The sequence below is a fragment of the Streptomyces hygroscopicus subsp. hygroscopicus genome (assembly GCF_001553455.1).
Taxonomy (GTDB): Bacteria; Actinomycetota; Actinomycetes; order Streptomycetales; family Streptomycetaceae; genus Streptomyces; species Streptomyces hygroscopicus.
Window position 1 is genome coordinate 1 of record NZ_BBOX01000108.1, and the last position, 23,643, is coordinate 23,643.

The 23,643-nt window shown below is 73.4% G+C and carries 17 protein-coding genes and 2 pseudogenes; 9 read left to right on the top strand and 10 right to left on the bottom strand.

Going from position 1 to position 23,643, the window contains the following annotated elements:
* Window positions 1-99: 99 nt before the first annotated feature.
* Complete coding sequence (locus tag AXW62_RS12120; RefSeq protein WP_060944513.1) at window positions 100-879, bottom strand: acetoin reductase; 780 nt, start codon at window positions 877-879, stop codon at window positions 100-102.
* Window positions 880-1,126: 247 nt separating this feature from the next.
* On the opposite strand from AXW62_RS12120, the gene AXW62_RS12125 reads away from it, so the two are divergent.
* Window positions 1,127-3,037: a sigma-54-dependent Fis family transcriptional regulator gene (locus AXW62_RS12125; protein ID WP_060944514.1), complete on the top strand. Its 1,911-nt coding sequence runs from the start codon at window positions 1,127-1,129 to the stop codon at window positions 3,035-3,037.
* A 112-nt stretch (window positions 3,038-3,149) separates the two neighbouring features.
* Here AXW62_RS12125 and AXW62_RS12130 read toward each other — a convergent pair whose 3' ends face one another.
* Complete coding sequence (locus AXW62_RS12130; RefSeq protein WP_060944515.1) at window positions 3,150-4,037, bottom strand: helix-turn-helix domain-containing protein; 888 nt, start codon at window positions 4,035-4,037, stop codon at window positions 3,150-3,152.
* Window positions 4,038-4,237: 200 nt separating this feature from the next.
* On the opposite strand from AXW62_RS12130, the gene AXW62_RS12135 reads away from it, so the two are divergent.
* Window positions 4,238-4,960, top strand: a complete 723-nt coding sequence (locus tag AXW62_RS12135) for an alpha/beta fold hydrolase (protein WP_060944516.1) — start codon at window positions 4,238-4,240, stop codon at window positions 4,958-4,960.
* 177 nt (window positions 4,961-5,137) lie between these two features.
* Here AXW62_RS12135 and AXW62_RS12140 read toward each other — a convergent pair whose 3' ends face one another.
* The 3 genes from AXW62_RS12140 to AXW62_RS47070 all read right to left on the bottom strand — a co-directional run bounded on the left by AXW62_RS12140 (window position 5,138) and on the right by AXW62_RS47070 (window position 8,045).
* Window positions 5,138-6,511 (bottom strand): NtaA/DmoA family FMN-dependent monooxygenase, encoded by a 1,374-nt coding sequence (locus tag AXW62_RS12140; protein ID WP_060944517.1) that lies wholly within the window; start codon window positions 6,509-6,511, stop codon window positions 5,138-5,140.
* Window positions 6,512-6,531: 20 nt separating this feature from the next.
* A complete protein-coding gene (locus AXW62_RS12145; RefSeq protein ID WP_060944518.1) occupies window positions 6,532-7,782 on the bottom strand; it encodes an LLM class flavin-dependent oxidoreductase in 1,251 nt (416 codons plus the stop codon).
* 119 nt (window positions 7,783-7,901) lie between these two features.
* Window positions 7,902-8,045 carry a putative leader peptide gene (locus tag AXW62_RS47070; protein WP_338918906.1) on the bottom strand — a complete coding sequence of 48 codons (144 nt, stop codon included), beginning with the start codon at window positions 8,043-8,045 and terminating at the stop codon, window positions 7,902-7,904.
* Window positions 8,046-8,488: 443 nt separating this feature from the next.
* Between AXW62_RS47070 and AXW62_RS12150 the strand changes: the two are divergent.
* Window positions 8,489-8,865: pseudogene (locus AXW62_RS12150) on the top strand (IclR family transcriptional regulator domain-containing protein); the annotation flags it as partial.
* 75 nt (window positions 8,866-8,940) lie between these two features.
* On the opposite strand, the gene AXW62_RS12155 reads toward AXW62_RS12150, so the two are convergent.
* From AXW62_RS12155 to AXW62_RS47075, 3 genes are all read right to left on the bottom strand, one after another.
* Window positions 8,941-11,853: a SpoIIE family protein phosphatase gene (locus tag AXW62_RS12155; protein WP_060944519.1), complete on the bottom strand. Its 2,913-nt coding sequence runs from the start codon at window positions 11,851-11,853 to the stop codon at window positions 8,941-8,943.
* A 274-nt stretch (window positions 11,854-12,127) separates the two neighbouring features.
* Complete coding sequence (locus tag AXW62_RS12160) at window positions 12,128-13,546, bottom strand: amidase (protein ID WP_060944540.1); 1,419 nt, start codon at window positions 13,544-13,546, stop codon at window positions 12,128-12,130.
* Window positions 13,533-13,961 (bottom strand): TetR/AcrR family transcriptional regulator, encoded by a 429-nt coding sequence (locus AXW62_RS47075; protein WP_079115578.1) that lies wholly within the window; start codon window positions 13,959-13,961, stop codon window positions 13,533-13,535. Before AXW62_RS47075 ends, AXW62_RS12160 begins: the two co-directional genes overlap by 14 nt.
* 402 nt (window positions 13,962-14,363) lie before the next feature.
* Between AXW62_RS47075 and abc-f the strand changes: the two genes are divergently transcribed.
* From abc-f to AXW62_RS12180, 5 genes and pseudogenes are all read left to right on the top strand, one after another.
* Window positions 14,364-15,998, top strand: a complete 1,635-nt coding sequence (gene abc-f, locus AXW62_RS12165; RefSeq protein ID WP_060944520.1) for a ribosomal protection-like ABC-F family protein — start codon at window positions 14,364-14,366, stop codon at window positions 15,996-15,998.
* A gap of 100 nt (window positions 15,999-16,098) precedes the next feature.
* Entirely contained in the window at window positions 16,099-17,709 is a 1,611-nt protein-coding gene (locus AXW62_RS12170; protein ID WP_060944521.1) for an ABC-F family ATP-binding cassette domain-containing protein, read from the top strand.
* A 192-nt stretch (window positions 17,710-17,901) separates the two neighbouring features.
* A pseudogene (locus tag AXW62_RS40735) lies at window positions 17,902-18,006 on the top strand (CGNR zinc finger domain-containing protein); the annotation flags it as partial.
* Between the two features lie 480 nt (window positions 18,007-18,486).
* Entirely contained in the window at window positions 18,487-19,227 is a 741-nt protein-coding gene (locus AXW62_RS12175; RefSeq protein WP_060944522.1) for a MerR family transcriptional regulator, read from the top strand.
* Window positions 19,224-20,063 carry a hypothetical protein gene (locus tag AXW62_RS12180; protein ID WP_060944523.1) on the top strand — a complete coding sequence of 280 codons (840 nt, stop codon included), beginning with the start codon at window positions 19,224-19,226 and terminating at the stop codon, window positions 20,061-20,063. The genes AXW62_RS12175 and AXW62_RS12180 overlap by 4 nt, the downstream gene beginning before the upstream one ends.
* Window positions 20,064-20,079: 16 nt before the next feature.
* Here AXW62_RS12180 and AXW62_RS12185 read toward each other — a convergent pair whose 3' ends face one another.
* Entirely contained in the window at window positions 20,080-20,736 is a 657-nt protein-coding gene (locus AXW62_RS12185) for a maleylpyruvate isomerase N-terminal domain-containing protein (RefSeq protein WP_060944524.1), read from the bottom strand.
* Between the two features lie 223 nt (window positions 20,737-20,959).
* A complete protein-coding gene (locus AXW62_RS12190; RefSeq protein WP_244502876.1) occupies window positions 20,960-22,474 on the bottom strand; it encodes an AAA-type ATPase lid domain-containing protein in 1,515 nt (504 codons plus the stop codon).
* Window positions 22,475-22,640: 166 nt separating this feature from the next.
* Between AXW62_RS12190 and AXW62_RS12195 the strand changes: the two genes are divergently transcribed.
* Entirely contained in the window at window positions 22,641-23,642 is a 1,002-nt protein-coding gene (locus tag AXW62_RS12195; protein WP_060944525.1) for an amidohydrolase family protein, read from the top strand.
* The last annotated feature ends 1 nt before the right edge of the window (window position 23,643 follow it).

Sequence of the window (23,643 nt, forward strand, 5' to 3'; positions counted from 1 at the left end):
CCGTGCACGTCCGCCGCCGCGCCCGGCCGCCGCCCTCCCCGGCCGGAGCGGGAGGACGGCGGTGGGCCAGGCCGTTCCGCGTCGGATCAGGAGATCGGATCAGGAGAACTGGATGCCGCCGTCGATCATCACCGACTGGCCGGTCATGTAGTCGGAGTCCGGCGAGGCCAGGTAGGAGACGAAGGCGGCGACGTCCGCGGGCTCCTCGACCCGGCCGAGCGCGATCGCCTCCGCGTGCTTCTTGATCGCACGGCCCTTGGCCAGGCCCTCCGCCTCCGCCAGCTTCTCGTCGATCAGGTCCCACATGGCGGTCCCGACGATGCCGGGGCAGTACGCGTTGACGGTGATGCCGTGCTTCGCCCACTCCATGGCGGCGGCCTGGGTGAGGCCGCGTACGCCCCACTTGGAGGCGGAGTACGGGCCGAGCAGCGCGAAGGGGCGGTAGGCGACGATCGAGGCGGCACCGATGATCTTGCCGCCCGTGCCCTGGGCGATCATCTGGCGCGCGGCGGCCTGGTAGGAGAGGAAGACGCCGCGCAGGTTCACGGCCATGACCTTCTCGAACTCCTCCACTTCGGTGTCCAGCAGAGGAGCGACACGGGCGATGCCGGCGTTGGCGACGAAGACGTCGAGCTTGCCGAAGTGGTCGGCCACGTCCCGCACCAGCGCGTCGGTCTGCTCCTTGCTCGTCACGTCCGTCTCCACGGCGAGGGCCCGGCGGCCCCGCTGCTCGATGGCGGCCACCACCTCGTCCAGCTCTCCGCGCATGGCGGGCAGATCGGCGACGGCCACGTCGAGGCCGTCCTGCGCCAGCCGCTCCGCTATGCCCCGTCCGATGCCGCGGGCCGCTCCGGTGACGATGGCGATACGGGAAGTCATGGGTGCTCCTCCGGTCTGTTCCGCTCGTTTCCGCTGAGGCGGAGCGGGCCGCGTGCCCTCCGCGGTCCGCCTCGTCCATCAGCGTGGCGGCGACCGGCTCCGTCGACTTTTTCAATGTGGAACACGGGCGCTCCGCCGTCGCCACGGCGGCCCCGACCGGCGGTCTCGCCGTTCCCGCGCGAGATCTTGCGCTCGAGCCCGGCATTCGTAATATGGCGGAAACACTCCCTCGGAAGACACCTCGCCCATGGACAGCACAGCGCGGGAACGGAACATCGCACGGGCGCGCCTGAAGTTCCTGCAGAGCGCGGAACCACCGGCCTCGGTCGTGCCCGAGAAGATCCGCGACTCCTGGCAGCGCTCGAAACACTGGGGAATCGGCATCGACGAAGTGACCGTTCCCTACCAGCCGGACTACGACCGGGAAAGCCGCCTGATGCGGGCCGCGACACCCGTGCTGGACCGGCTGGAGCGGACGCTGGCCGGTTCCGACGTCTGTGTCATCGTCACCGACCGGAAGGGGTGGGTGCGCGACCGCCGCGTCGGGGAGCTGCGGCTGTCGGCCCATCTGGACCGGGTGAAGCTGGCGCCCGGTTTCAGCTACGCGGAGCAGTTCGTCGGCACGAACGGCATCGGGATGGCGCTGGAGGAGCGCCGCTCCTCCATGGTGCTGGGCACCGAGCACTTCAACGAGCGCTTGCAGAAGGTCTCCTGCGCGGCCTCTCCGATCCGCAATCCGATCAGCGGTCGGGTCGAGGGTGCCATCAACCTGACCTGCTGGAACGGCCCTGCGGGCTCGCTGATGGCCGCCCTGGTGCAGGAGGCCGCCGACGACGTCGAGCGGATGCTGTACGAGTCCGGCACCACCTGTGAACACGCCCTGCTGGAAGCGTTCCGGCAGGCGACCCACTACGGCTGCCGGCCCGTGCTCTGCCTCGGCCAGGACCTGCTGCTCGCCAACTCCGCCGCGGCGGAACGGCTGACCGGCGACGACCACCGGCTGCTGCACGAGGCCGCGGCCGAGCTGGGGCACGCGCCACGCACCCGCCGGAGGGTGCAGCTGACGGGTGGCCGGTCGGTGCTGGTGCGCTGCCGCCGGGTGGACGGTCCGGCCGGCAAGGCCGGCTATCTGCTGGACCTGACCTTCGACGACGCGCCCACGGCGGAGGAGCCGCGCGGGACGGCGGGAAGCCGCGCCCCCGGCGGCCCCCGCGGCAGGGACACCAGGCCCTGCCCGCTGCCGGGGCTGGCCGGGACCGACCCCGCCTGGAACACCGTGGCCCGCACGGCGGCGCGCTGCGCCCGTGAGCGGGTACCGCTGCTCATCTACGGCGAGGCCGGGACGGGCAAGGCCGCGCTGGCCCGTGCCGCCCACGCGTTCGCCGGGGCGGCCTGGGCGCCGGTGGTCATCGACGCCGCGGATCCGCGGTACGGCGCGGACGAGGCCACCGGTCCGAATCCGCCGTACGGCGCGGACGGGGCCACCGCTCCGAATCCGCTGTACAACGCGGACGGGGCCACCGGTCCGGATGACGCGCCCCTCCCGGGCAGCCTGCCGTACGCGCTGCGCTCCGCGCCCGCCGGCCCCGGCCGCGCCCTGGTGCTGCTCCATCTCGACGCCGTGACCACCGCGGGGGCCCCGGCCGTCGCCCAGGCGCTGTCCGCCGCGGCGGCGCGGGGCACCTGGACCGTGGCGACACTGGGCGGTGCTCCCGAGGGGGCGGACACGTTGCTGCGGTGTTTCGCGGAGGCGGTCACCGTGCCACCGCTGCGGCACCGCCTCGCCGACCTGCCCGCGCTGGTGGACGCCCTGCTGCGGCGCGTCGGCGCGGGAGCGGAGTGCTCCCCCGAGGTGCTGCCGCTGCTGCGCCGGCAGGACTGGCCGGGCAATGTCCGCCAGTTGGAGTCCGTGCTGCGCAAGGCCGCCGCGGGGCGGCGCACGTACCGTGTCGAGCCCCGCGACCTGCCGCCGTCCCTGCACGCCGCCGGGCACCGCTCGCTGAGCGGCTGGGAGACCGCGGAGCGCGACACCCTGGTCGCGGCGCTGCTGGAGGCCGACGGCAACAAACTGCTCGCGGCCCAGCGGCTGGGCATCTCGCGCACGACGGTCTACCGCAAGATGCGGGCCTACGGAATCACCCTGCCCGCCCACCACTGATCGGGGCGTACCGTCCGGGCCCGGTGTTCCTGCCCGGATCGGCGTATCTCCTCGTCAACGGCCGCCGGACGGGGGCGGAAGGCGCCCGGCACACCCGCCTGGCGCTCGGCGGCTACGCACCGTGGCGGGTGTCCGCACCCGGCCGTCGGTGGTCGGCGGTCGTCTCCCGCGGCGCGGCCGGTGCCCGCGTGGCGGAGGCCAGGAGTGCCAGTTTCTCGGCGCTGTCGGTGCCGGGGTCCGGGTGGAAGATGACGAGCTTCTGGGCCGCCGTGCCGGCGATGCCCAGCCGCTCCCGGTTCAGCCGCAGACCACCGAGCTGGGGGTGGTCGATGCGCAGGGGTACGCCTCCGCAGCGCTGAACGTCGTGGCGGGCCCACAGCCGGCTGAACCGGGGGCTGGCCAGGGACAGCTCGCCGACCAGCTCGATGAACCGGGGGTCGTCCGTCTCGGTGCCGACGGACTGGCGGAAGCCGGCGACCAGGTCCACCAGGGCGTTCTCCCAGTCCGGGTAGAGGGCCTGCTCGGCGGGGTCGAGGAACGCGTCCCGCAGGCGGTTGGCCCCCGCCACCAGGCGCGGCGACAGGGCGGTGGCCACGTCGTTGGCGGCCAGGACGTCGAGGTAGCGGCCCTCGACATAGGCGGGCAGCGGCAGCGTGGCGATGAGCTTGGCGGTGCCCGGAGGGACGGTCTCCTGCCGGGGCCGGCGCCGCTGCCGTCGGGGGGTGGCGGCGCCGAGGCGGAGCAGGTGTGCCGTCGCGTCGTCGTCCAGCCGCAGCACACGGGCGAGGGACTCGAGGACCTGCACGGAGGGGTTGCGGTCGCGGCCCTGTTCCAGGCGCAGGTAGTAGTCGGCGCTGATGCCGGCGAGCATCGCGACCTCCTCCCGGCGCAGTCCCGGCACGCGCCGCAGCCCCTGTACGGGGATGCCCGCCTGTTCCGGGGTGACGAGCTCACGGCGGGCGCGCACGTAATCGCCCAGCGGGTTCGGTTCGTCGGCCATGCCCTCACTGTAATTTGCGCGGCCACGCGTGTGCCTGGTCCTGTCACCCCCAGGAACGCGGGGACTCTGGCACGGCCGGGGCCCGGGGCGGCAGCGTGATCGGTGGCCCCGCCCGCGCCAGATGCGCGCGGGCCGCCGTCCGTATATGTCCTCGTCCTTCCGCGCCCCGACGCGGACCGCCACAGCAAGGAGCGACAACCATGGCGACATATCTGCTGGTCCACGGTGCCTGGCACAGTGGACAGTGCTGGGAGCGGGTGGTGCCGTTGCTGACGGCGGCCGGCCACCGGGTGTTCGCGCCGTCGCTGACCGGCTACGGCGACACGACGCATCTGGCCGGCCCCGAGGTGGGGCTGGACACGCATGTCGACGACATCGTCGAGCTGATCACCGGGGAAGACCTCACCGACGTGATACTCGTGGGCCACAGCTACGCCGGGCTGGTCATCTCGTCCGTCGCCAACCAGGTCCCGGACCGGATCGCCCGGCTGATCTACCTCGACGCGATGGTCCCGGAGGACGGCGAGAGCGCGGTCGACGCCCAGCCCGCAACCCAGGCCCTGATCGACCTCGCGCTGAAGTCCGACAGCGGCTGGCGGGTTCCGCCGCTGCCCGAGATGCCGCCGCCCTTCGGCCTGTTCGGGGTCACCGACCCGGCGGACGTCGCCTGGCTGCGCACGATGCTCTCGGACCAGCCGGTGCGCTGCCTCCAGCAGCCGGTCCGGCTGGACAACCCGGCCGTGACGACGATTCCGCGGACGCACATCCACTGCACCGTCAAGCCCGACGGCATTCCCCGGCGGCCCGTTCCCGCGGTACAGCCCAACGGTGACCCGGCGCAGGTGTGGGAATTGGCGACCGGCCACGACTGCATGATCACCATGCCGGACGGGCTCTGCGAACTCCTGCTCAGGCTGGGCTGACACAGGCCCGCGGTGGAGCCGCACGCGATGGCGGCTCCACCGCGCGGTACGGCGGACGACCGCGCCGGACGGGCGCGGTCCCGGGCGATCACACAGGGGTCTCCTGTGGTGTTACGAGCCCCCTCGGCCTGATCGGGCCGGGGCGGCGGAGGGCCCCGGCGGAGCGCTTCGGCGACGTCATGACGCCACCCGCTCACCGCGTGCGTCGTCCGGGTGGGCGAGGCCGAGGTGGTCGCGCAGGGTCGGGCCCTGGTACTCCGTGCGGAAGACGCCCCGTTCCTGAAGCAGCGGCACGACCTTGTCGGCGAAGACGTCGAGGCCGCCGGGGGTGATGTGCGGGACGAGGATGAAGCCGTCGCTCGCGTCGGCCTGTACGAAGTCGTTGATGGTCTTCGCGACGGTGGCCGGGGAGCCGATGAAGGTCTGCCGGTTGCCGGTCTCGATGACGAGGTCGCGGATGGACCAGTTGTTGGCGGCGGCCAGCTCCCGCCACTCGCGAGCGGTGGCCAGCGGGTCGTGGTACATGCGCACCTGGGCCCGGCCGCGGGCGATGTGGTGCTCGCCGGGGTCCGGGTCGATGTCGGGGAGGGGGCCGTCCGGGTCGTACGCCGACAGGTCCCGGTTCCAGACGAACTCCAGGTGCTTGATGGCCGTGGCCCCGCTGACCTGCTGGCGGCGCACCTCCTTGGCCAGTTCCTCGGCCTCGGCATCGGTGTCGCCGAGGACGAAGCTGGCGGCGGGCAGGATCTTCAGTTGGTCGTGGCCGCGGCCGTAGGTGGCGAGGCGGTTCTTGACGTCCCGGTAGAACGCCCGGCCGCCTTCGAGCGTGGCGTACCGGCTGAAGATCGCGTCGGCGCTGGACGCGGCGAACTCGCGGCCCTCGTCGGAGTCGCCGGCCTGGAAGATCACCGGGCGGCCCTGCGGCGAGCGGGGCACGTTGAACTGACCGTGAATGTCGAAGTGCCGGCCGGTGTGCGTGAACGAGCCGGCCTTCGCATCGCGCAGGAAGGTGCCGGTGGCCTGGTCGGCGAGGATCTCGTCGCCGCGCCAGGAGTCGAAGAGTTCGTTGGCGGTGGCCAGGAACTCCTTCGCGCGGGAGTAGCGCTCCTCCTGCGGCAGGAAGCCGCCGCGCCGGAAGTTCTCACCGGTGAAGGCGTCCCAGGAGGTCACGACGTTCCACGCGGAGCGGCCGCCGGAGAGGTGGTCCAGGCTGGCGAACTGCCGGGCCACCTCGTACGGCTCGTTGAAGGTGGAGTTGATCGTGCCGGTGAGGCCGAGGTGTTCGGTGACGGCCGCGAGCGCGGCGAGGACCGTGAAGGTGTCGGGGCGGCCGACCACGTCCAGGTCGTAGATCTTCCCGCCCTGTTCGCGCAGCCTGAGCCCCTCGGCGAGGAACAGGAAGTCGAACTTGGCGCGTTCGGCGGTCCGCGCGAAGTGGGCGAAGGAGCTGAACTCGATATGGCTGCCGGCCGCGGGGTCGCTCCACACGGTGGTGTTGTTGACTCCCGGGAAGTGGGCGGCCAGATGGATCTGCTTCAGCGGCTTGCTCATGGGGCTGCGGTCCTTCCGGCTCAGGCGGTGGCGGTGGCGGTGGCGGTGGCGGTGGTGGCGGCGGTGGTGGCGGCGTAGCGGTTCGCGGGGCGGGCCAGGCCCAGCAGTCCGCGCAGGGTGTCGGCCTCGTAGGCGCGGCGGAAGGCGCCGCGGCGCTGGAGTTCGGGCACCAATCCGCTGGTGATGGCCGGGAGGTCGTGGCCGTGGACGGCGGGGCGCAGCCGGAAGCCGGTGAGGCCGGCGGACTGCAACTCCTGGAGCAGATCAGCGAGTTGGACGGGCGATCCGGTGAAGACGCGGGCGTCGCCGAGGTACGGTTCGCCGGCGAGGTCGTCGAGGCGGGCACGGCGGGACGCGGCGGCCGCGGGGTCGTCGTCGAGGAAGATCACCAGGTCGCCGAAGATGTGCAGCGGCTCCGCGGCGCGGCCGGCCGCCTCCTGCTCGGCGCGGATCTCCGCGACGATCGCCCGGGCCTGGCCGGCGTCGTGCGGGGTGACGTAGCCGATGTCGGCCTGACGGGCCACCAGCCGGTACGGCAGGGTGTCGTGGGCAAGGGCGCTGACCAGCGGCTGGCCCTGCGGCGGGCGGGGCGTGATGGACGGGCCCTTCACACTGAAGTACGCGCCCTCGAAGTCGATGTAGTGCAGCTTGTCGCGGTCGATGAAACGGCCGGTGGCGGCGTCCCGGATCTCCGCGTCGTCCTCCCAGCTGTCCCAGAGCCTGCGCACGACCTCCACGTAGTCGGCGGCCTCGTCGAAGAGGCCGGTGATCAGCTCCTGTCCGGCCGGCGACCGGAGCTGGGCCAGGCTGAACGGGGGGAAGGTGCGGCGGCCGAAGTGCGCGGCCTCGTGCGCCCGGGGGGTGATCCGCACGCGCAGCCCGGCCCGCCCGGTGCTCACATAGTCGAGGGTGGCGATCGCCTTGGAGATGTGGAACGGCTCCGTGTGAGTGGCCACCACGGTCGGTACGAGACCGATGTGCCGGGTGAGGGGTGCCACGCGGGAGGCGGTCAGCACGGCGTCCAGACGGCCGCGGACCTGGTCGGTGCGGCCGTCGAGGTCGCCGAAGTGGGAGGACTGCAGGCCCAGGCCGTCCTCGAAGGTCACGAAGTCGAGCAGGCCGCGCTCGGCCTCCACGACCAGATCGGCCCAGTATCCGGCGGTGAACAGGTCCCGGGGGCGGGCCACCGGCTCACGCCAGGAGGCGGGGTGCCAGCCGGTGCCGTCGAGGGCCACGGCGAGGTGCAGCGGTGAGGAGGGAGCTGAGGACACGAGTGGGTGCCTTCCTGGAGATCCGTAGCGGAGGGCCGGCCCTCGGCGAGGCGCGCGGGGCACGGCGGCGGGCCGGCGGGATGGGGGGGGAACTGCCCCGGCCAGGGGCAGAAGGAGGATCAGGGGCGACAGAGCGCGCCGGCCACACGCCGCAGATCGATGTGCGGCCGGGAGTGGAGACGGATACGGCGGCGGGGGTTCAGGGCGCGGGGGCACGGCAGCCGTCGCATGTGCCGCACCTCCCCGTCGCGCAGTACCGCCATCTCGTCGTAGCCCACAACAGCGGGGCACCGCGGTCTGTTCCCGGCGTGCGCGCGGAAGTGAGGTGCCCGGCGGCGCGGCCGAAACGGACCGCCGCCCGCCTTCCGGCCGCCCGAGGAAGCCGCGCTCGCCTCGGGGCGCGACGTCCCCGGGGGAGCCGTCGCGCGGTCGGGGTGTGGCGGGGCCACGCGCGTGGGATCGCCTTGCGCGGAGCGGGCGAAGACGACGTCAGGAGCGTCGACACCTGGACGCGTCGACGCGCGCCAGATCCACGTACAGCCTGCGGTACAGCGGTGGGGTGCTCATCTCACCATGTCTAGCAGGCGGATGAGGAAAGAATCATTGCGCCCGCGTGAAATCCCGTCGTCAGCGGTGCCGGACCAACACGGCGGGCGCCCGGCGGGGACCGGGCCGGAGCACGACGGGCCCGGCCGGAGCACGGCGGGCCCTGCCGTCCCGTATCGGCGGCCGGCTGCCGTTGACCTGCACCGGCGTCGGCAAGGCGCTCCTGGCGTTCTCCGGCGCCGAGCTGACCGAGGAGGTTCTGGCGGCACCGCTGCCCCGTCTCACCCCGCATTCGGTCACCGACCCGGAGCGGCTGCGCACCGCCATCGAACAGGCCCAGGTCGCGGGTCTGGCCTATGAGGAGGAAGAGGCGGCGGCGGGGTGAGCTGCATCGCGGCCCCGGTCTTCGACGACCCGGTGGCGGTGGCGGCGGTCTCGGTGGCGGTGCCCCGCGGCCGGTTCCGGCCCGCCCAGCCGGCACCGGCGGTGCGGACCGCGGCCCTGGGCATGTCGCGGGCGCTGCGCTCCGGCTCGTGAGCGGGGCGCCCGGCCGCCGGGAAGCGGCCACCGCCGCCGGGACGTGTGCGCACCCGCACGTGGCCGGCCACCGGCTCACAGGTCGAGGTCCTCCACGGCCGGGACCATGAACTCCGAGGGGTCGGTCGTCCGCCGGTCCGGACCCAGCGGCGCCTGCTCGGTCCAGATGCACTTCCCCATCGGTGTGTAGCGGGTGCCCCAGCGGTGGGACAGGGCGGTGACGAGTTGCAGCCCCCGGCCGCCTTCGTCGGTCTCCGTGGCGCGGCGGATGCGGGGCATGGTCAGGCTGCCGTCGAAGACCTCGCAGACCAGTCCGGCGGTGTGCAGCAGCCGCAGCCGCACCGGGCCCTTGGCGTGGCGTACCACGTTTCCCACCAGCTCGCTGGCCAGCAGCTCGGTGGTCGGCGTCAGTTCGTCCAGGCCCCAGGCGGACAGCTGTTCGCGCACGCACCGGCGAGCCTGCCCCGCCGCCTGCGGGGTGTCGGAAAGCGGCCAGGACGCCACCTTCTCGTCCGGCAGGGCGTGCGGCCGGGCCACGAGGAGTGCCGCGTCGTCGGTCATCGGTTCCACGGCCGGGAGCAGTCCGGCCGTGAGGATGTCGCAGAGGCGCTCCAGATCGCCGTCGTCGGCACCGACGCCCCCGTATGCGGCGCGCAGGAGCCGGGCGAGGTCGGCCATGCCGACGTCGATCTCACGGCTGCCCGATTCGACCAGGCCATCGGTGTAGAGCACCAGGAGGGTGCCCTCGTCCACCGCCACCTCGGATGTCTCGAAGGGCGGCTCGGCGGCGCCCAGCGGCGGGTTGATCTCCAGCTCGGGGAAGTACACCCGCCCGTCGGGACACACCACGGCCGGTGGCGGGTGCCCGGCGCAGACCAGGCAGCAGGTCCGGGCGGTGGCGTCGTAGAGCGCGTACAGGCAGGTCACGTACGAGTCCTCGGCCATGTCGGAGACGATGTCGTTGAGGTTGCTCATGATCTCGTCGGGGGGCAGTTCGAGATCGGCCAGGGTGTGCAGCGCGGTGCGCAGCCGGCCCATCGTGGTCGCCTCGGGGAGGCCGTGGCCCATGACGTCGCCGACGACGAGCGCCACCTGGCCGCCGGAGAGCGGGATGATGTCGTACCAGTCCCCGCCCACGTCCGTGCCCTGCCCGGCGGGGAGGTAGCGGGCGGCGGAGCCGCACACGGCCAGCTGGGGCAGGGCCTGTGGCAGCAGGCTGCGCTGCAGTTCGCGCGACCGGGTGTGTTCGGCGTCGAAGAGCCGGGCCCGTTCCAGGGCCTGGGCGACGAGGGCGCAGATCGCGGTCAGCAGGGTGCGCTCCTCGTCGTCGAGCCGGCGTGGTTCGTCGAAGGCGACCACGCACACCCCGAACGTGTGCCCGGAGGCGGTCAGCGGCACGAACGCCCAGGCGTACTTGCCGGCCCGTCCCGGCAGGTCGGCCAGATCGGGGTAGCGGGTGGCGTACTCCGCGGCGGAGGACAGGAAGAGCGGCACACCGGTGCGGATCACTTCCCAGGCCGGGTCGCGCTCCGACCGCGGGCGGCCGTCGACCAGGGCGATGAAGTCGTCGGAGTAGCCGACCGAGCCCACGGCGTGCAGCCGGTCGTCCTCGATGACCTGCACCAGCAGACCCCCGGCGCCGAACGGCGGCAGCACCCGGGCGGCGACCCCGTTCACCACCTCCCGCGAGGTCATCGCCTTGGCGAGGCCCGCGGTGAGCTCCGCGATCCGGGCCGCGCGCTCGGCCGCGGCGTGCTCGGCCGCCCGGCGCTCCTCCTGGTGCCGCCGCTGCTCGGTGACATCGGTGAGGTAGAGGGTACGGCCGTCGGGCCCCGGGACCAGCCGTACGTGGTAGCGGCGCCCGCTGTCCGGCATCGTTACGTCGAAGCCGGTGGACTCGTCCTCGGCCGCGGCCTGCCGGCAACGCTGCTCCAGGTCGGGGACCTGCCGTACGGCGGGCAGGTCCCACAGCACCCGTCCGAACAGCTCCTCCTCGGAGAAACCCAGCGTCCGCTCGGCTTCGAGATTGGCGAAGATGATCTTCCATGCGTCGTCCACGGCCAGGAAGGCGTCGCTCATGTACCGCAGCGCCCGGCTGAGGGCGTCGCGGGCCGAACGGGACTCGTTGCTGTCCCATCCCATGCCGACCATGCGGACCGGTTCGCCGCGGTCGTCGTACGTCGCCCGGCCGCGGGCCCGGGTCCAGCCCCAGCTTCCGTCCAGTTTGCGCACCCGGTACTCGGCCTCGTACACCCCGTGGTCCCTGATCGCCCGCTGCGCCGCCCCGAGCGTGGGAGGCAGATCATCGGGGTGGACGGTCCTCATCCAGCTCTCGATCTTGCCGGTGAACTCCTCGGTTCTGATGCCGTAGAGCTCCATGGCGGCCTCGTCGAAGATCACGTCGCCGGTCTGGATGTTCCAGTCCCATGAGCCGACCCGGACCGCCTTGAGCGCGTGCCGCAGACGGTCGCCGCCGCGCTCCTCCCGTGCCTGCCGCGTGGGCGGCGGCGCCTGGCTCAGGCGCTCCTCGACCCAGGCGATCACGGACCGCAGGAACTCCCAGGCGTCCGGGCCGGGTTGGTCCGCGTCCACCACGAACAGGGTGAGCACGCCGATGCCGCGCTCCCCGCTGAAGAAGGGCACGGCGACCCGGCCGACCGGCAGCCACCGGGCCGCGGCGGGGCCGCCGGCACCGGTGGCCCCGTCCGGTTCGGTGGACTTCGGTGGCACCCACACGCCTCTGCCGCCGCGCAGGGCGCGGGCCGCGGCCAGCGGCCCGTCCTGGTCGATGATCTCCAAGGAGCCGGTGATGCCGGAGGGGAGACCGGCCGACGACACCAGCCGCAGCGCGGACATGGGGCCGCGCAGGTGGACGGTTCCGCCCAGGGCGCCGAGTTCCGCGGCGGCGTGGTGCAGGGCCAGCCGGAAGACTTCGCTCTCCGGGACGCCCGGATCCACCGAGGCGAGCAAAGCCAACCGCGCGCTCATGACATAAAGCGTACAAATTTACTACCGCAATGGCACCCAATGTACGCATTTACGTTCATATGTGTTCATGTACGTGATTGGACGGCACCCGGCCTCCAGGAAACCCATCACCGCTCTGACGGGTGACGAGCTCAGCGGCGCACCCGGCGGGGGCCGGTGATGTGCACCGTCGCCGGGCGATGTGCACGTCGCCGGGCCGGTTCCCCCGCCAGGCGGCGGAGACCGGCACACCGCCCGGTGACGGCTGAGCCCGCGCCGCCCACGGGCCGCGCCGTCAGCCGAGGTCGGGGCGGCGGTGCCGGACCGGGCTGACCGCCTCCAGGGCGGCGCCCAGGCGCAGGATGGTCGCCTCGTCGTACCAGCGGGAGACGAGCTGAACACCGATCGGCAGATTGCCGGTGGTGGCCCCGAACGGCAACGACAGCGCCGGCAGACCGGTGAGGTTGAACGGCACGGTCGCACGCATGATGCCGCGCGCCGGTACGGTCGTGTCCCCCACCTGGAACGCCGGCCGGGCGTGCGGCGGGGCGGGGATCGGGCACACCGGGCACAGCAGCGCGTCGTAGCGCTCGAAGTACCCGGCGAACAGGGAGCTGAGCGCCTCGACCTCCTGCTGTGCGGCGATGTAGTCGGCCGGGGCCACCTCCGGCGCGGCGATCGTCCGCTGGATGACCGGGTGCACTTCGGATGCGCGGCCGGCGGTCACCCGCCGGAAGTACGGCCCCACCTCGGCGGCGTACAGCACCGCGCTCAACGCGGTCGCGTCGATCGCCTCCAGCCCGGCGGGCGGGGCGGGTTCGACCGTGCAGCCCAGCTCCCGCAAGCCGTCCGCGGCGGCCTCGACGGTGGCCATCACCTCGCGGTCCACCGGGCCGAACGCGGGATCGCCCGCCCAGCCCACCCGCAGCCCGGCCAGGCTCCGCGCGTCGGCCGCGTCCGGCGGCGACGGCGGCGAGTGCCGTACGTACCCGTCGGCACCGTCGGGGCCGGCGAGGATCCGCAACGCGGCCGCGATGTCCCGCACGCTGCGGGCCATCGGGCCCACGTGCCAGTAGCGGCGGGGGACCTCGGGCCAGTGCCCGGTGATCGGCACCCGCCCCCGGGTGGCCTTCAGGGCGACGATGCCCGTGTCATGGGCCGGGCCGCGCACCGAGATGGCCACGTCGCTGCCCAGCCCCAGCGGTGACATCCCGGCGGCGATCGCCGCCGACTCGCCACCGCTGGAGCCGCCCGGCGTGCGCTCACCGTCCCAGGGGTTGCGCGCCCTTCCGACCAGCGGGTTGTCGGTCTCGGTCCAGTAGGAGAACTCCGGCAGGTTGGTCTTGGCCAGCGGGATCCCGCCGGCCGCCCGCAACCGCGCCACCGCGGTCGCGTCGGCGGCGGCGACGCGGTCCCGGAACAACACCGAACCGCGCGTGGTCACCGCTCCCGCCACGTCCAGCGCGTCCTTCACGGTGAACGGCACACCGTGCAGCGGCCCCACCGCCTCACCGGCGGCCACGGCCTCGTCCGCGGCGCGCGCCGCGGCGAGCCCCTGTTCGGCCAGGACCGTCACCACGGCGTTGACCTTCGGGTTGACCGCCTCGATGCGGTCCAGGTGTGCCCGCATCACCTCCGTCGCGGACACCTGCCGCCCGCCGATCAACGCGGCCAACGCGGTCGCATCCTGGTACCAGAGCTCACCCTCGGTCATCGCCACCTCCATGTGACACCCCCACCGGCTCATCCCCTCCCCCACCCGCGCGGTTTCCCCGCCGGGCCGTTCCCGTGTCCACCAGGTTCGCCGCGGCCCGCCGCGGCGTCTCCCCGGTGTCCGGCCGGCGGGACACGCGCTCACGGCCACCCCGTCGCGCGGCCCGGCCGGGCGCCCGCGCCACGCGACCGGGACCGGGGTGGCCCGCACCGGCCGCGTCCCGCTCCCGCGGATGGGCGGCGACCATACCGTCCTTGCCGGGGAAGTGGCGGTGGACGGTGGCCCTGGCGGCCCCCGCCCCGGTGAGCAGCTGGTCCGCTCCGGCGGTGTGGCCGCCGTTCGCGCGGGACAACCGTGCCGCGGTGTTCAGCAGCCGCTCTCGCGGAGGGACTCTCTCACGGGCACCCGATGTCATGGGCACAGCGTACGGAACGGCCGGACGCCGCCCTCCGGCCGGTGGGCCCCGGCGACCGCCGCGCCTGACAGGTGGTCACCGGGGGTTCGGTCTCCTCGACGAGGTACGTGGCACCGATCGGGCTGACGGGCGGCGAGGGCCCACCTGTGGTGCACGACGGCGGCGGCGCCCCGGACCGCGTCGCGCGGCACCGGCGTGCGCTAGAGTGTTCGCACCTTCGCTGTCCGACGAGGAGACCAGACATGGTGGGTGACGACGACATCTCCGGGTGATACCCGGATCTGACAGGCCACCGGCCGGTGCTCAGGAGCATCGCCGTCGTGGCCGTTCGGTCGTTCCCTCCTTTCCCATGTCCCGGGCGGCACTGTGCGCGCGCCCGCGTCTCATTTCGAGGTCTCTTCCATGTCCGACGCCTCCGTCATCTGCTCGAACCTGTCCTTCTCCTGGCCGGACGACACACCGGTCTTCGACGACCTGTCCTTCACCGTCGGCAGCGGACGCACCGGTCTCGTCGCGCCCAACGGGTCCGGCAAGAGCACCCTGCTCAAGCTGATCGCCGGTGAACTGCGGCCCACCACCGGGTCGGTGTCCGTGACCGGCACACTCGGCCATCTGCCGCAGACCCTTCCGCTGACCGGTGATCTCACCGTGGCCGAGGTGCTGGGCGTCGCCGAGGTCATCCGGGCCCTGGACGCCGTCGAGTCCGGGGACGTGAGCGAGGAACACTTCACGACCATCGGCGACGACTGGGACATCGAGGAACGCACCCGCGCCCAGCTGGACCGGCTGGGCCTGGCCCACCTCGCCCTCGACCGGAGCCTGAGCACGCTCAGCGGCGGCCAGATCGTCTCGCTCGGCCTGGCGGCCCAGCTGCTGAAGCGGCCCGATGTGCTGCTGCTCGACGAACCGACCAACAACCTCGACCTCGACGCCCGCCACAAGCTCTACGACGTGCTGACGGACTGGAACGGCTGCCTGCTGCTGGTCAGCCACGACCGCGCGCTGCTGGACCGCATGGACCGCATCGCCGAACTCGACCGCGGCGAGGTGCGCTTCTACGGAGGCACCTTCACCGAGTACGAGGAGGCCGTGCGCGCCGAGCGGGAGGCCGCCGAGAAGAACGTGCGCAACGCCGAGCAGGAGCTGCGGCGGGAGAAGCGGGAGATGCAGCAGGCGCGGGAACGCGCCGAGCGGCGCGCGAGCAACGCCGCCCGCAACCTCAAGAACGCGGGCCTGCCGCGCATCTTCGCCGGGAACATGAAACGCGGCGCCCAGGAGTCCGCCGGCCGGGCGGGCCAGACGCACGCCGCCCGGGTCGGCGCGGCCAGGGCCCGGCTGGACGAGGCGGAGCGCGCCCTGCGCGACGAGCAGCACATCACACTGGATCTGCCGGACACCAAGGTGCCGGCCGGGCGCACCGTCTTCCTCGGCGAGCGGATGCAGGTCCGCCACGGCGAACGGCCCCTGTTCGCCGGAGAGGGCGTGGACCTGACGATCCGCGGCCCCGAACGCATCGCGCTGACCGGTCCCAACGGCGCGGGCAAGACCACACTGCTGCGCCTGGTGGGTGGCGAACTCGCCCAGGACGGCGGGCGGACCAGGCGGGCCGACGGGCGGATCGCCTACCTCTCGCAGCGGCTGGACCTGCTGGCCCTCGACCGCACCGTGGCCGAGAACTTCGCCGCGTTCGCCCCGCACAGGGCGGAGGCGGAGCGGATGAACCTGCTCGCACGCTTCCTCTTCCGGGGTTACCGCGCCCATCTCCCGGTCGGGGCGCTGTCCGGCGGCGAGCGGCTGCGCGCCACCCTGGCCTGTGTCCTGTGCGCTGAGCCGGCCCCGCAGCTGCTGCTCCTGGACGAGCCGACGAACAACCTCGATCTGGTCGGTACGGCCGGGCTGGAGAGCGCCCTGGGCTCCTACCAGGGGGCGTTCGTGGTGGTCAGCCACGACGAACGGTTCCTCACCCGGATCGGTGTGGACCGGTGGCTGCGGCTGGCCGACGGGGAGCTGACGGAGACGGGGGCCCCGGAGGTGTGAGCCGCTGACGTGTCGAACAGGTCCGCGTCCGAGGCGTGTCGCCCGGCGGACCAAGAAAACGATCACGTTGGACGGATCGGACGGATTGGACGGATCACCCATGCCTCGACCAGCCCTGCTCGCCCACGACATCGTCCGTACCCTCGGCACCCGGCGGGTCATCGACGGTCTCTCCCTCACCGCCTCCCCCGGCCACCGCATCGGGCTGATCGGGGAGAACGGCGCCGGCAAGTCGACCCTGCTGCGGCTGCTCGCCGGCGCGGACGAACCCGACTCCGGGAGCGTCACCCGCCCGGCCGACCTGGGCTTCCTGCACCAGGAGATGCCGTTCGACGCCGCCTCGACGGTGGCCGATGTGCTGGCCGACGCCCTGCGCGAGGCACGCGACGACCTCGCGGAGCTCCAGCGCCTCACCGAGCAACTGGCCCGCACCCCGCACGACTCCCCCGGCTACGCCGCACTGCTCGACGCGTACGGCAGGCGGCTGGACGGCGCCCAGCGGCGCGAGGCGTGGGACGCCGACCGCCGTGCCGCGATCGTGCTCGACGGACTGGGCCTCGGCGCGGTCGGGCACGACCGGCCGCTCGGATCGCTCTCCGGCGGGCAGCGCGGCCGCCTGGCGCTGGCCGCGCTGCTGGTCCGGCGGCCTTCCGCCCTGCTGCTGGACGAGCCGACCAACCACCTCGACGACAGCGCCGCCGCCTTCCTGGAGGACCAGGTGCGCGGTCTGCCCGGAGCGGTGGTGGTGGCCAGCCACGACCGGGCCTTCCTCGACGCCGTCTGCACGGATCTGATCGACCTCGACCCGGCCGTGGACGGCCCGGTCCGGTACGGCGGCAACTACAGCGCCTACCTGGCCGAGAAGTCCGCGGAGCGGGAGCGCTGGGAGCGGCGTTACGCCGAGGAGCAGGAGGAACTGGCGGCGCTGCGCCGCTCGGCCGGGGTGACCGCGCACCGCCTCGCCCCGGACCGCGAGCGGCGGGACAACGAGAAGATGGGCTACGGCCACCGGGCCGGCCGGGTACAGAGCCAGATCTCGCGGCGGGTGCGCAACGCCACCCGCAGACTGGCGGAACGGGAGCGCGACCAGGTCGGCGAACCGCCGCAGCCGCTGCGTTTCCGGCGCACCGCGCTCGCCGAGCAGGCGGCGGACGGCACCCTCGTCTCGCTGCGCGAGGTGCGCGTGCCGGGCCGGCTCACCATCGACCGCCTCGAGGTGTCGGCCACGGAGCGCCTGCTGGTCACGGGGGGAAACGGGACGGGGAAGTCGACCCTGCTGGCGGTGCTCGCCGGGCGGCTCCCGGCGGAGGGCGCGGTACGGCGACGGCGCGGGCTGACCGTGGGACTGCTGGCCCAGGACACCGTGTTCGACCGGCCCGGCCGTACCGTCCGTGACACCTACCGGCTCTCCCTCGGCGCCGAGCGGGCGGAGGCCGTCCCGCTGGGCTCGCTGGGCCTGGTGCACGAGGCGGACCTGGACAAGCCGGTCGGGCAGCTGTCGGTCGGCCAGCGCCGCCGGCTCGCGCTGGCGCTGCTGGTGGCGCGCCCGCCGCAGCTGTTGCTGCTCGACGAGCCCACGAACCACCTGTCCCCCCGGCTGTGCGACGAGCTGGAGGCCGCCTTGGGCACCGGTCCCGGCGCGATCGTCCTGGCCAGTCATGACCGCTGGCTGCGGAGGCGCTGGCAGGGCCGGGAGATCCGGCTGCGGTGACCGTACGGCGTGGCGGCAGCGCGAGAGCGCGTCCGCCGCCACGCCGGAACGGACCGCGGGACGGGCCGGGGCGGACCGGGATGGGCCGCCGCAGCGCCGGGCGGACCGTGGATGGGCCGGGTGGACCGCGCGAGGGGCCGGGACGGACCTCGGATGAGCCGGGGCGGACCGCGCGGATGGGCCACGGCGGATGGCATGCGCCGGCAGTGGTGCGGCATGAAGTCCTGCGGAAACAAGATCAAGGCAGCCGCGTACCGCGCCCGGAAGAAGGGCGCACCCGTCGCGGCGGCCCGCTGACCCGGCCCACTGACCCGGCCCGCTGACCCGGTCCGTGAGCCGGAGGAGGTCCACGGCGAGGGCGGTGACCGGCCGCCAGGCAGAAGAAGACGCCCCAGGGTCCGACGTGGTGGTCCCGGGCCCGCAGCTGGACGCCGAAACACGCCCCGCGGGCCGACGTCCGCGGCAGGCCCGTACCACCAGCGCGGCCCGTACCACCAGCGCGGCCCGCGCCCGCCCGGTGCGGCCCACGCCCGCCCGGTGCCGCCCGCGCCCGCCCGGTCGGCAGCACGGGCTCCCGGTCGGCAGTGCGGGCTCCCGGCTCGGTGTACGCGCCTGGAGCCGGGCCGCCGGCCGGGGGCGTGTGCGCACCCGTCCCGTTCCTCCGCGAACGCCACCGGCCGGCGGTGGAAGGGGCGGCCCGGCGCGGCCCGGCTTTCCGGGAGGGCGGGCGCCGGCCGGACTTGACCTTGCCGCGGCGTCAGGGTTTCTACTTCCACCATGCGCATCGGAGAGATCGCCGCGCTCGTCGGAGTCACCTCCCGGGCCGTGCGGCACTACCACCACATCGGTCTCCTGCCCGAGCCCGTGCGGCGGGCCAACGGATACCGCTCCTACGGCATCCGGGACGCGGTCGCCCTGGCCCGGATCCGCCGGCTGACCGAGCTGGGGCTGAGCCTGGATGAGGTGCGTGACGTCCTCGCGGACGACGCGGGGCGCGAACTGGCCGAGGTGCTCGGCGAGTTGGACGCCGACCTCGCGCGCCAGGAACACGAGATCCAGCGCCGCCGCACGGTACTGGCGGCGCTGCTGGACGGCCCGCTGACACCCGACGCGCCGCTCTCCCCCGCGCTCGTCGAGCTCTGGAAGGCCGCGCCCGCCGCCACGTCACCGGCCGCCGCCAAGGACCGCGAACACCTCATCCTGCTGGAGGGGGCGATCGGCGGGGAGGCGCTGTACACGGCGCTGCGGCCACTGGCCGACGACCCGGCCGTGCCCTCGCTGTACGAGCGGCTGGACGAACTGGACGGGGCGCCGGCGGACGATCCGCGGATCGCGGCGCTGGCCGACGACCTGGCCGCCCTCGTACCGGACGAGGTGCTGGAGGCCGTCTGGGACGGCGGCCCGGCGGTGCCGGGCTTCGGACAGGCCCTGCTCGCCGACTACTCCCCCGCCCAGGCCGACGTGGTGCGCGGAATGATGGAACGGCTGGCCGCCCGGATGGACGGGAGGCCGTCATGAGCGTGCGGACCGCGCGGGCCGCGGTGTGGGCGGCGCTGCCCGCCGAGGCGGCCCTCCTGGGGTGTGCGGTGGCAGGCGTACGGATCCCCGGAGCGGTCCTGGTGACGGCCGAGGCGCTGGTGGCGGCCGTACTCGCGCTGGAGGCCGTGGTCCTGTGGCGGCTGTACGCCGCCCGGCGGCGGGCCGGGGCGGACCGGCGGGACGCCGCGCGAGACGCGCTGCGCACCCCGGTCCCGGTGGCCGTGCGCCGGCTGCTCGCGCACGAGGTCCGCACCCTGCACAGCCTCGGGCTGTGGGTGCTGCGCCGCCGCCACCGGATCCCCGAGGGCGCGCTGGCCGTCGCCTACACCGGACCCCAGACGGCCATCATGTACGCGCTGCTCTTCGTCTCGGTCGTCGAAACGGTCGCGCTGGCCGTGGTGATCCCGTGGCCGGCCGTCCACGCCGTCCTGCTGGTGGTGGACGTGTACGGCGTGGTGCTGGTCCTCGGCCTGCACGCGGCCTGTGTGGTCCGGCCCCATGTCGTGGGAGCGGACGGCTCGCTGCGCCTGCGCTACGGCGCACTGTTCGACCTGCGGGTTCCGGCCGCCGCCATCGCCGCCGCCCGGGTCGATCGGCGCTACCCCGACGGGCGGCTGGTGCGGCTGGGCGCGGACGGGGTGCTCGATCTGGCGGTGGGCAGTCAGACCACGGTGACGGTGGAGCTGACGGAACCGGTGGAGTGCGTGCGTCCGCTCGGTGCGCGGGGCTTCGCCCGTACGCTCCGGTTCCACGCGGACGACCCGCGGGAGGTGGTCGCCGCGCTCACGCGGGTCCGCACCGACGCGTCGCCGTGACCCCTTCTGGTGAGCGTCAGCCGAGGAAGAGCGGCAGTTTCCCGGCCGGCCCGCCGAGTTCGGCCCGCTCCGCGTCGGTCGGCGCCCGGCGGCCGGTGCCGACCATCAGCGCGTCCTTGTCGCTGAACGACGTGGGGAACGCGGCACCGGCGATCTCTTCCAGCATCGCGCGGGAGCGGGCCAGGCCCTCCGGGGGCGGTTCCGCCGCGCCCGGGAGGTGCGCGATCAGGTCGAGGTGGTGCAGCGTCCACTCCAGCACGTACGCGGTGAGGTAGTCGGCCACGGTGAGGACCTCGCCACGGGTGCTCACCCGGGCGCCGGGGTCGGCCAGTTCGGCGGCGCGTCCGGCGGCCGAGCCCACGTCGTCCAGGTGGAACGTGAGCAGGCCCGGCTCCTGGTACGCGGCGGCCAGCCGGACGGTCAGCGCGTCCAGCGGGTCCTCGCCGGTCGGCGGCCGGTCCTGGACCCTCCAGTAGGTCACCGCGTTGACGGTCGGTTCCGTCCCGGCGGGGGTGGCGAGGGTGATCAGCACGTCCTGCGCGTCGATGACCAGGTGACTCACCAGGTCCCGCACGAGCCAGCCGGTGCAGCCGGAGGGCCGCTCGAAGTCCTGGTCGGGCAGTTCGGCGACCGCCGCGCGCAACGCGGCCCAGGAGCGTGAGAAGAGGTCCACATCGGCACCGTAGTGCGGTGCCGGACGGCGGACAACCGCGTTGCGGCGGAGCGCCCGGGCATCCGGAGGGCCACCGCCGGGCAGGTCCGGGCGGCGGCCCCGCGCGGCGTCCGGCGCCGTGTCACGGGTGGGCGCGTATCACGGGCGGGCACATGTCACGGGCGAACGCGTATCACGGGCGGGCACGTGTCACGGGCGGGCACGTGTCACGGGCGGGCGCGTGTCACGGGCGGGCGCGTGGTGTGCGGCCGGGCATCTTGATGTCGTACCGCGCCATCTTGCGGTAGATGGTCGCGCGGCTCATGCCGAGTTTGTCCGCCGCCCCCGCCATGGTCGTCCCCGGCTCGCTCAGACAGCGCACGATCTCCTCGCGTTCGAGGGCTTCGATGCGGCTCAGCCGCCGGCCCGTGCTCGTGAAGATCTCGCCGGGCAAATGTCGGAGATCCACCACATCCGTACGCGATACCGCGTCCCGCACCACGCGTTGCAGCTGCTTGACGTTCTCCGGCCAGTGGTGGTCGGCCAGGGCGCGGGCCGCCGCCGTGGAGAAGGTGACCGGGCGGCCGCGGTGCCGGCGCGCGAAGTGGTGGGCGAGCGGCAGGATGTCGTCGGGGCGCCACCGCAGGGCGGGGGCCTCCACCACGGCGCCGACCAGGACGCGCAGGGGCTCGGGGATGCTCGCGTAGTCCTCGGCCGTGATGACGGACGGCTGCAGGGCCCGCCGGCCCGGCTCCGGGGCCGTGCGGGGAGCGGCGGTGAGCAGCCGCGCCAACTCCTCGGCCACCCACGCCGGGAGCCTGTCCACTCCCGCGGTGATGACACAGGTGTCGTCCTTGGCCAGTTCGGGGGCCCAGAGCGTGAGCCAGAAGTCGATGTCGGCGCCGGCGGGCGGACGGGCGCACAGCAGGCGTTCGCGTGGCTTGATCTCCCGCCGGGCGATCGAGGCGAGGGCCGCCTTGCCCGCGCCCGGCTCACCGACCACGGCGAGGAGCTGCCCCCGGGTCATCGCCGCACGCGCCTCCGCGACCGCGTCGGTCCAGCGCGGGGACAGCAGCGGTGTCCCGCCGCCGTCCCGGGCACGCCCCGGGTACACCTGGAACACCTCGCCGCGCGGGGCCGGCCGGGCCCTCCTGCCGCTCCCGCGGGCCAGCATGAGGGCCTCGGTGTGGCCGGCCGCGGCCTGCGCGAGGGCCAGCAGCAGCGCCGAGGAGGAGTCGGACCAGGTGGTGAGGTTGACGCTGCCGGCCAGCTCACCGGTCATCGGGTCCAGGACCGGCACCGCGGCGCAGGTGTATCCGCGCAGGCTCGTGCAGTAGTGCTCATCGGCCCGCACCAGCGACGGCGCCCGGTCGGCCAGGGCGAGCCCGAGCCCGTTGGTGCCGGCGTTGCTCTCCGCGAAGTAGAAGCCGGGTGCCAGATTGACCCGGTCGAGCGACCGGTTGATGGAGGCGTCGTCGCACAGTCGGCACAGCACCAGGCCGTCGCTGCTGGTGATCATCATGCTGACCGGCTCGTCGGCCAGTGTCGTCCGCAGCCCCTGGAGCACCTCGTGGCCGCATTCGTACAGCAGCGATTCGGTGTCCACCGCCCCCGTGAACACCGGCTGCATCTCCTCCGGCGTCACTCCGTACCGCCGGCTGCGCTGCCATGACGCGCGCAGGCGGGGCGCCAGGACAGCCGCTTCGCCGTCCGCCGCCCCGTACGGGGTGAGGGGTGCCGTGCTGCAGTGAGGGTCCACCGCGACCTCCAAGCCCGTGCGTCAACCTGCGGTCAGGCTACTGCCGGGGCCGGAAAGTGCTCCCGGCCGGTTGTCTCAAAGTGAGACAGCCGACGGCTCCCCGGTGAACACCGGTATGCCTAACGTCGCTTTCCGAAACACGGTCGTCACCGGGACGGAGGCCGGCATGTACAGCAAGGACGGCGAGAACTACTTCATCGTGGACGCGCATGTCGCATTGTGGGACGCGCGCCCCGAGAACCAGATCAACATTCACGGCAAGCAGTTCATCGACTGCTTCTACGACTACCACCGGAATCTCAGCCCGGAATCGGAGAAGTGGTCGTACGAGGAGTACCTCTACTACGGTGGCGAGCGGCTGATGAAGGACCTCTTCACCGACGGGTACGTCGACCACGCCATTTTCCAGCCCGCGCGGCTGGGCGCGTTCTACCGCAACGGCTTCGGGCAGACCGAGGAAGCCTTCGCGCTCACCCAGCGGCACCCCGGCAAGCTGACCTACAACCACTACTGGGACCCCCGCTTCGAACAGGCGGGGCTGGACCAGCTCCGGCGTGACGCCGAGCGGTTCCAGCTCAAGGGGGCCAAGCTCTACACGGCCGAATGGCACGGCGACTCGCGCGGGTACAAACTGGACGATCCGTGGTCCTACCGGTACCTGGAGGCGGCCCAGGAGATGGGGATCAGGAACATCCACATCCACAAGGGCCCGACGATCCGGCCGCTGGACCGGGACGCGTTCGACGTGGCCGACGTGGACAAGGTCGCCACACAATTCCCGGACCTGAATTTCGTCGTCGAGCACTGCGGGCTGCCGCGGCTCGAGGACTTCTGCTGGATCGCCACCCAGGAGCCGAACGTGCACGCGGGTCTGGCGGTCGCGATACCTTTCATCCACACCCGTCCGCGGTATTTCGCGCAGATCATCGGCGAGCTGCTCTACTGGCTGGACGAGAACCGTATTCAGTTCTCCAGTGACTATGCGCTGTGGACGCCCAAGTGGCTGGTCGAGTCGTTCGTCGACTTCCAGATCCCGGAGGACATGCGGGGCGAGTACCCGCCGATCACCGTGGCGCAGAAGAAGAAGATCCTCGGGCTGAACGCGGCGGCGATGTACGGCATCGAGGTGCCCGCCGAGTACACCGTGGCCCAGCCGGCGGGGGTGTGAG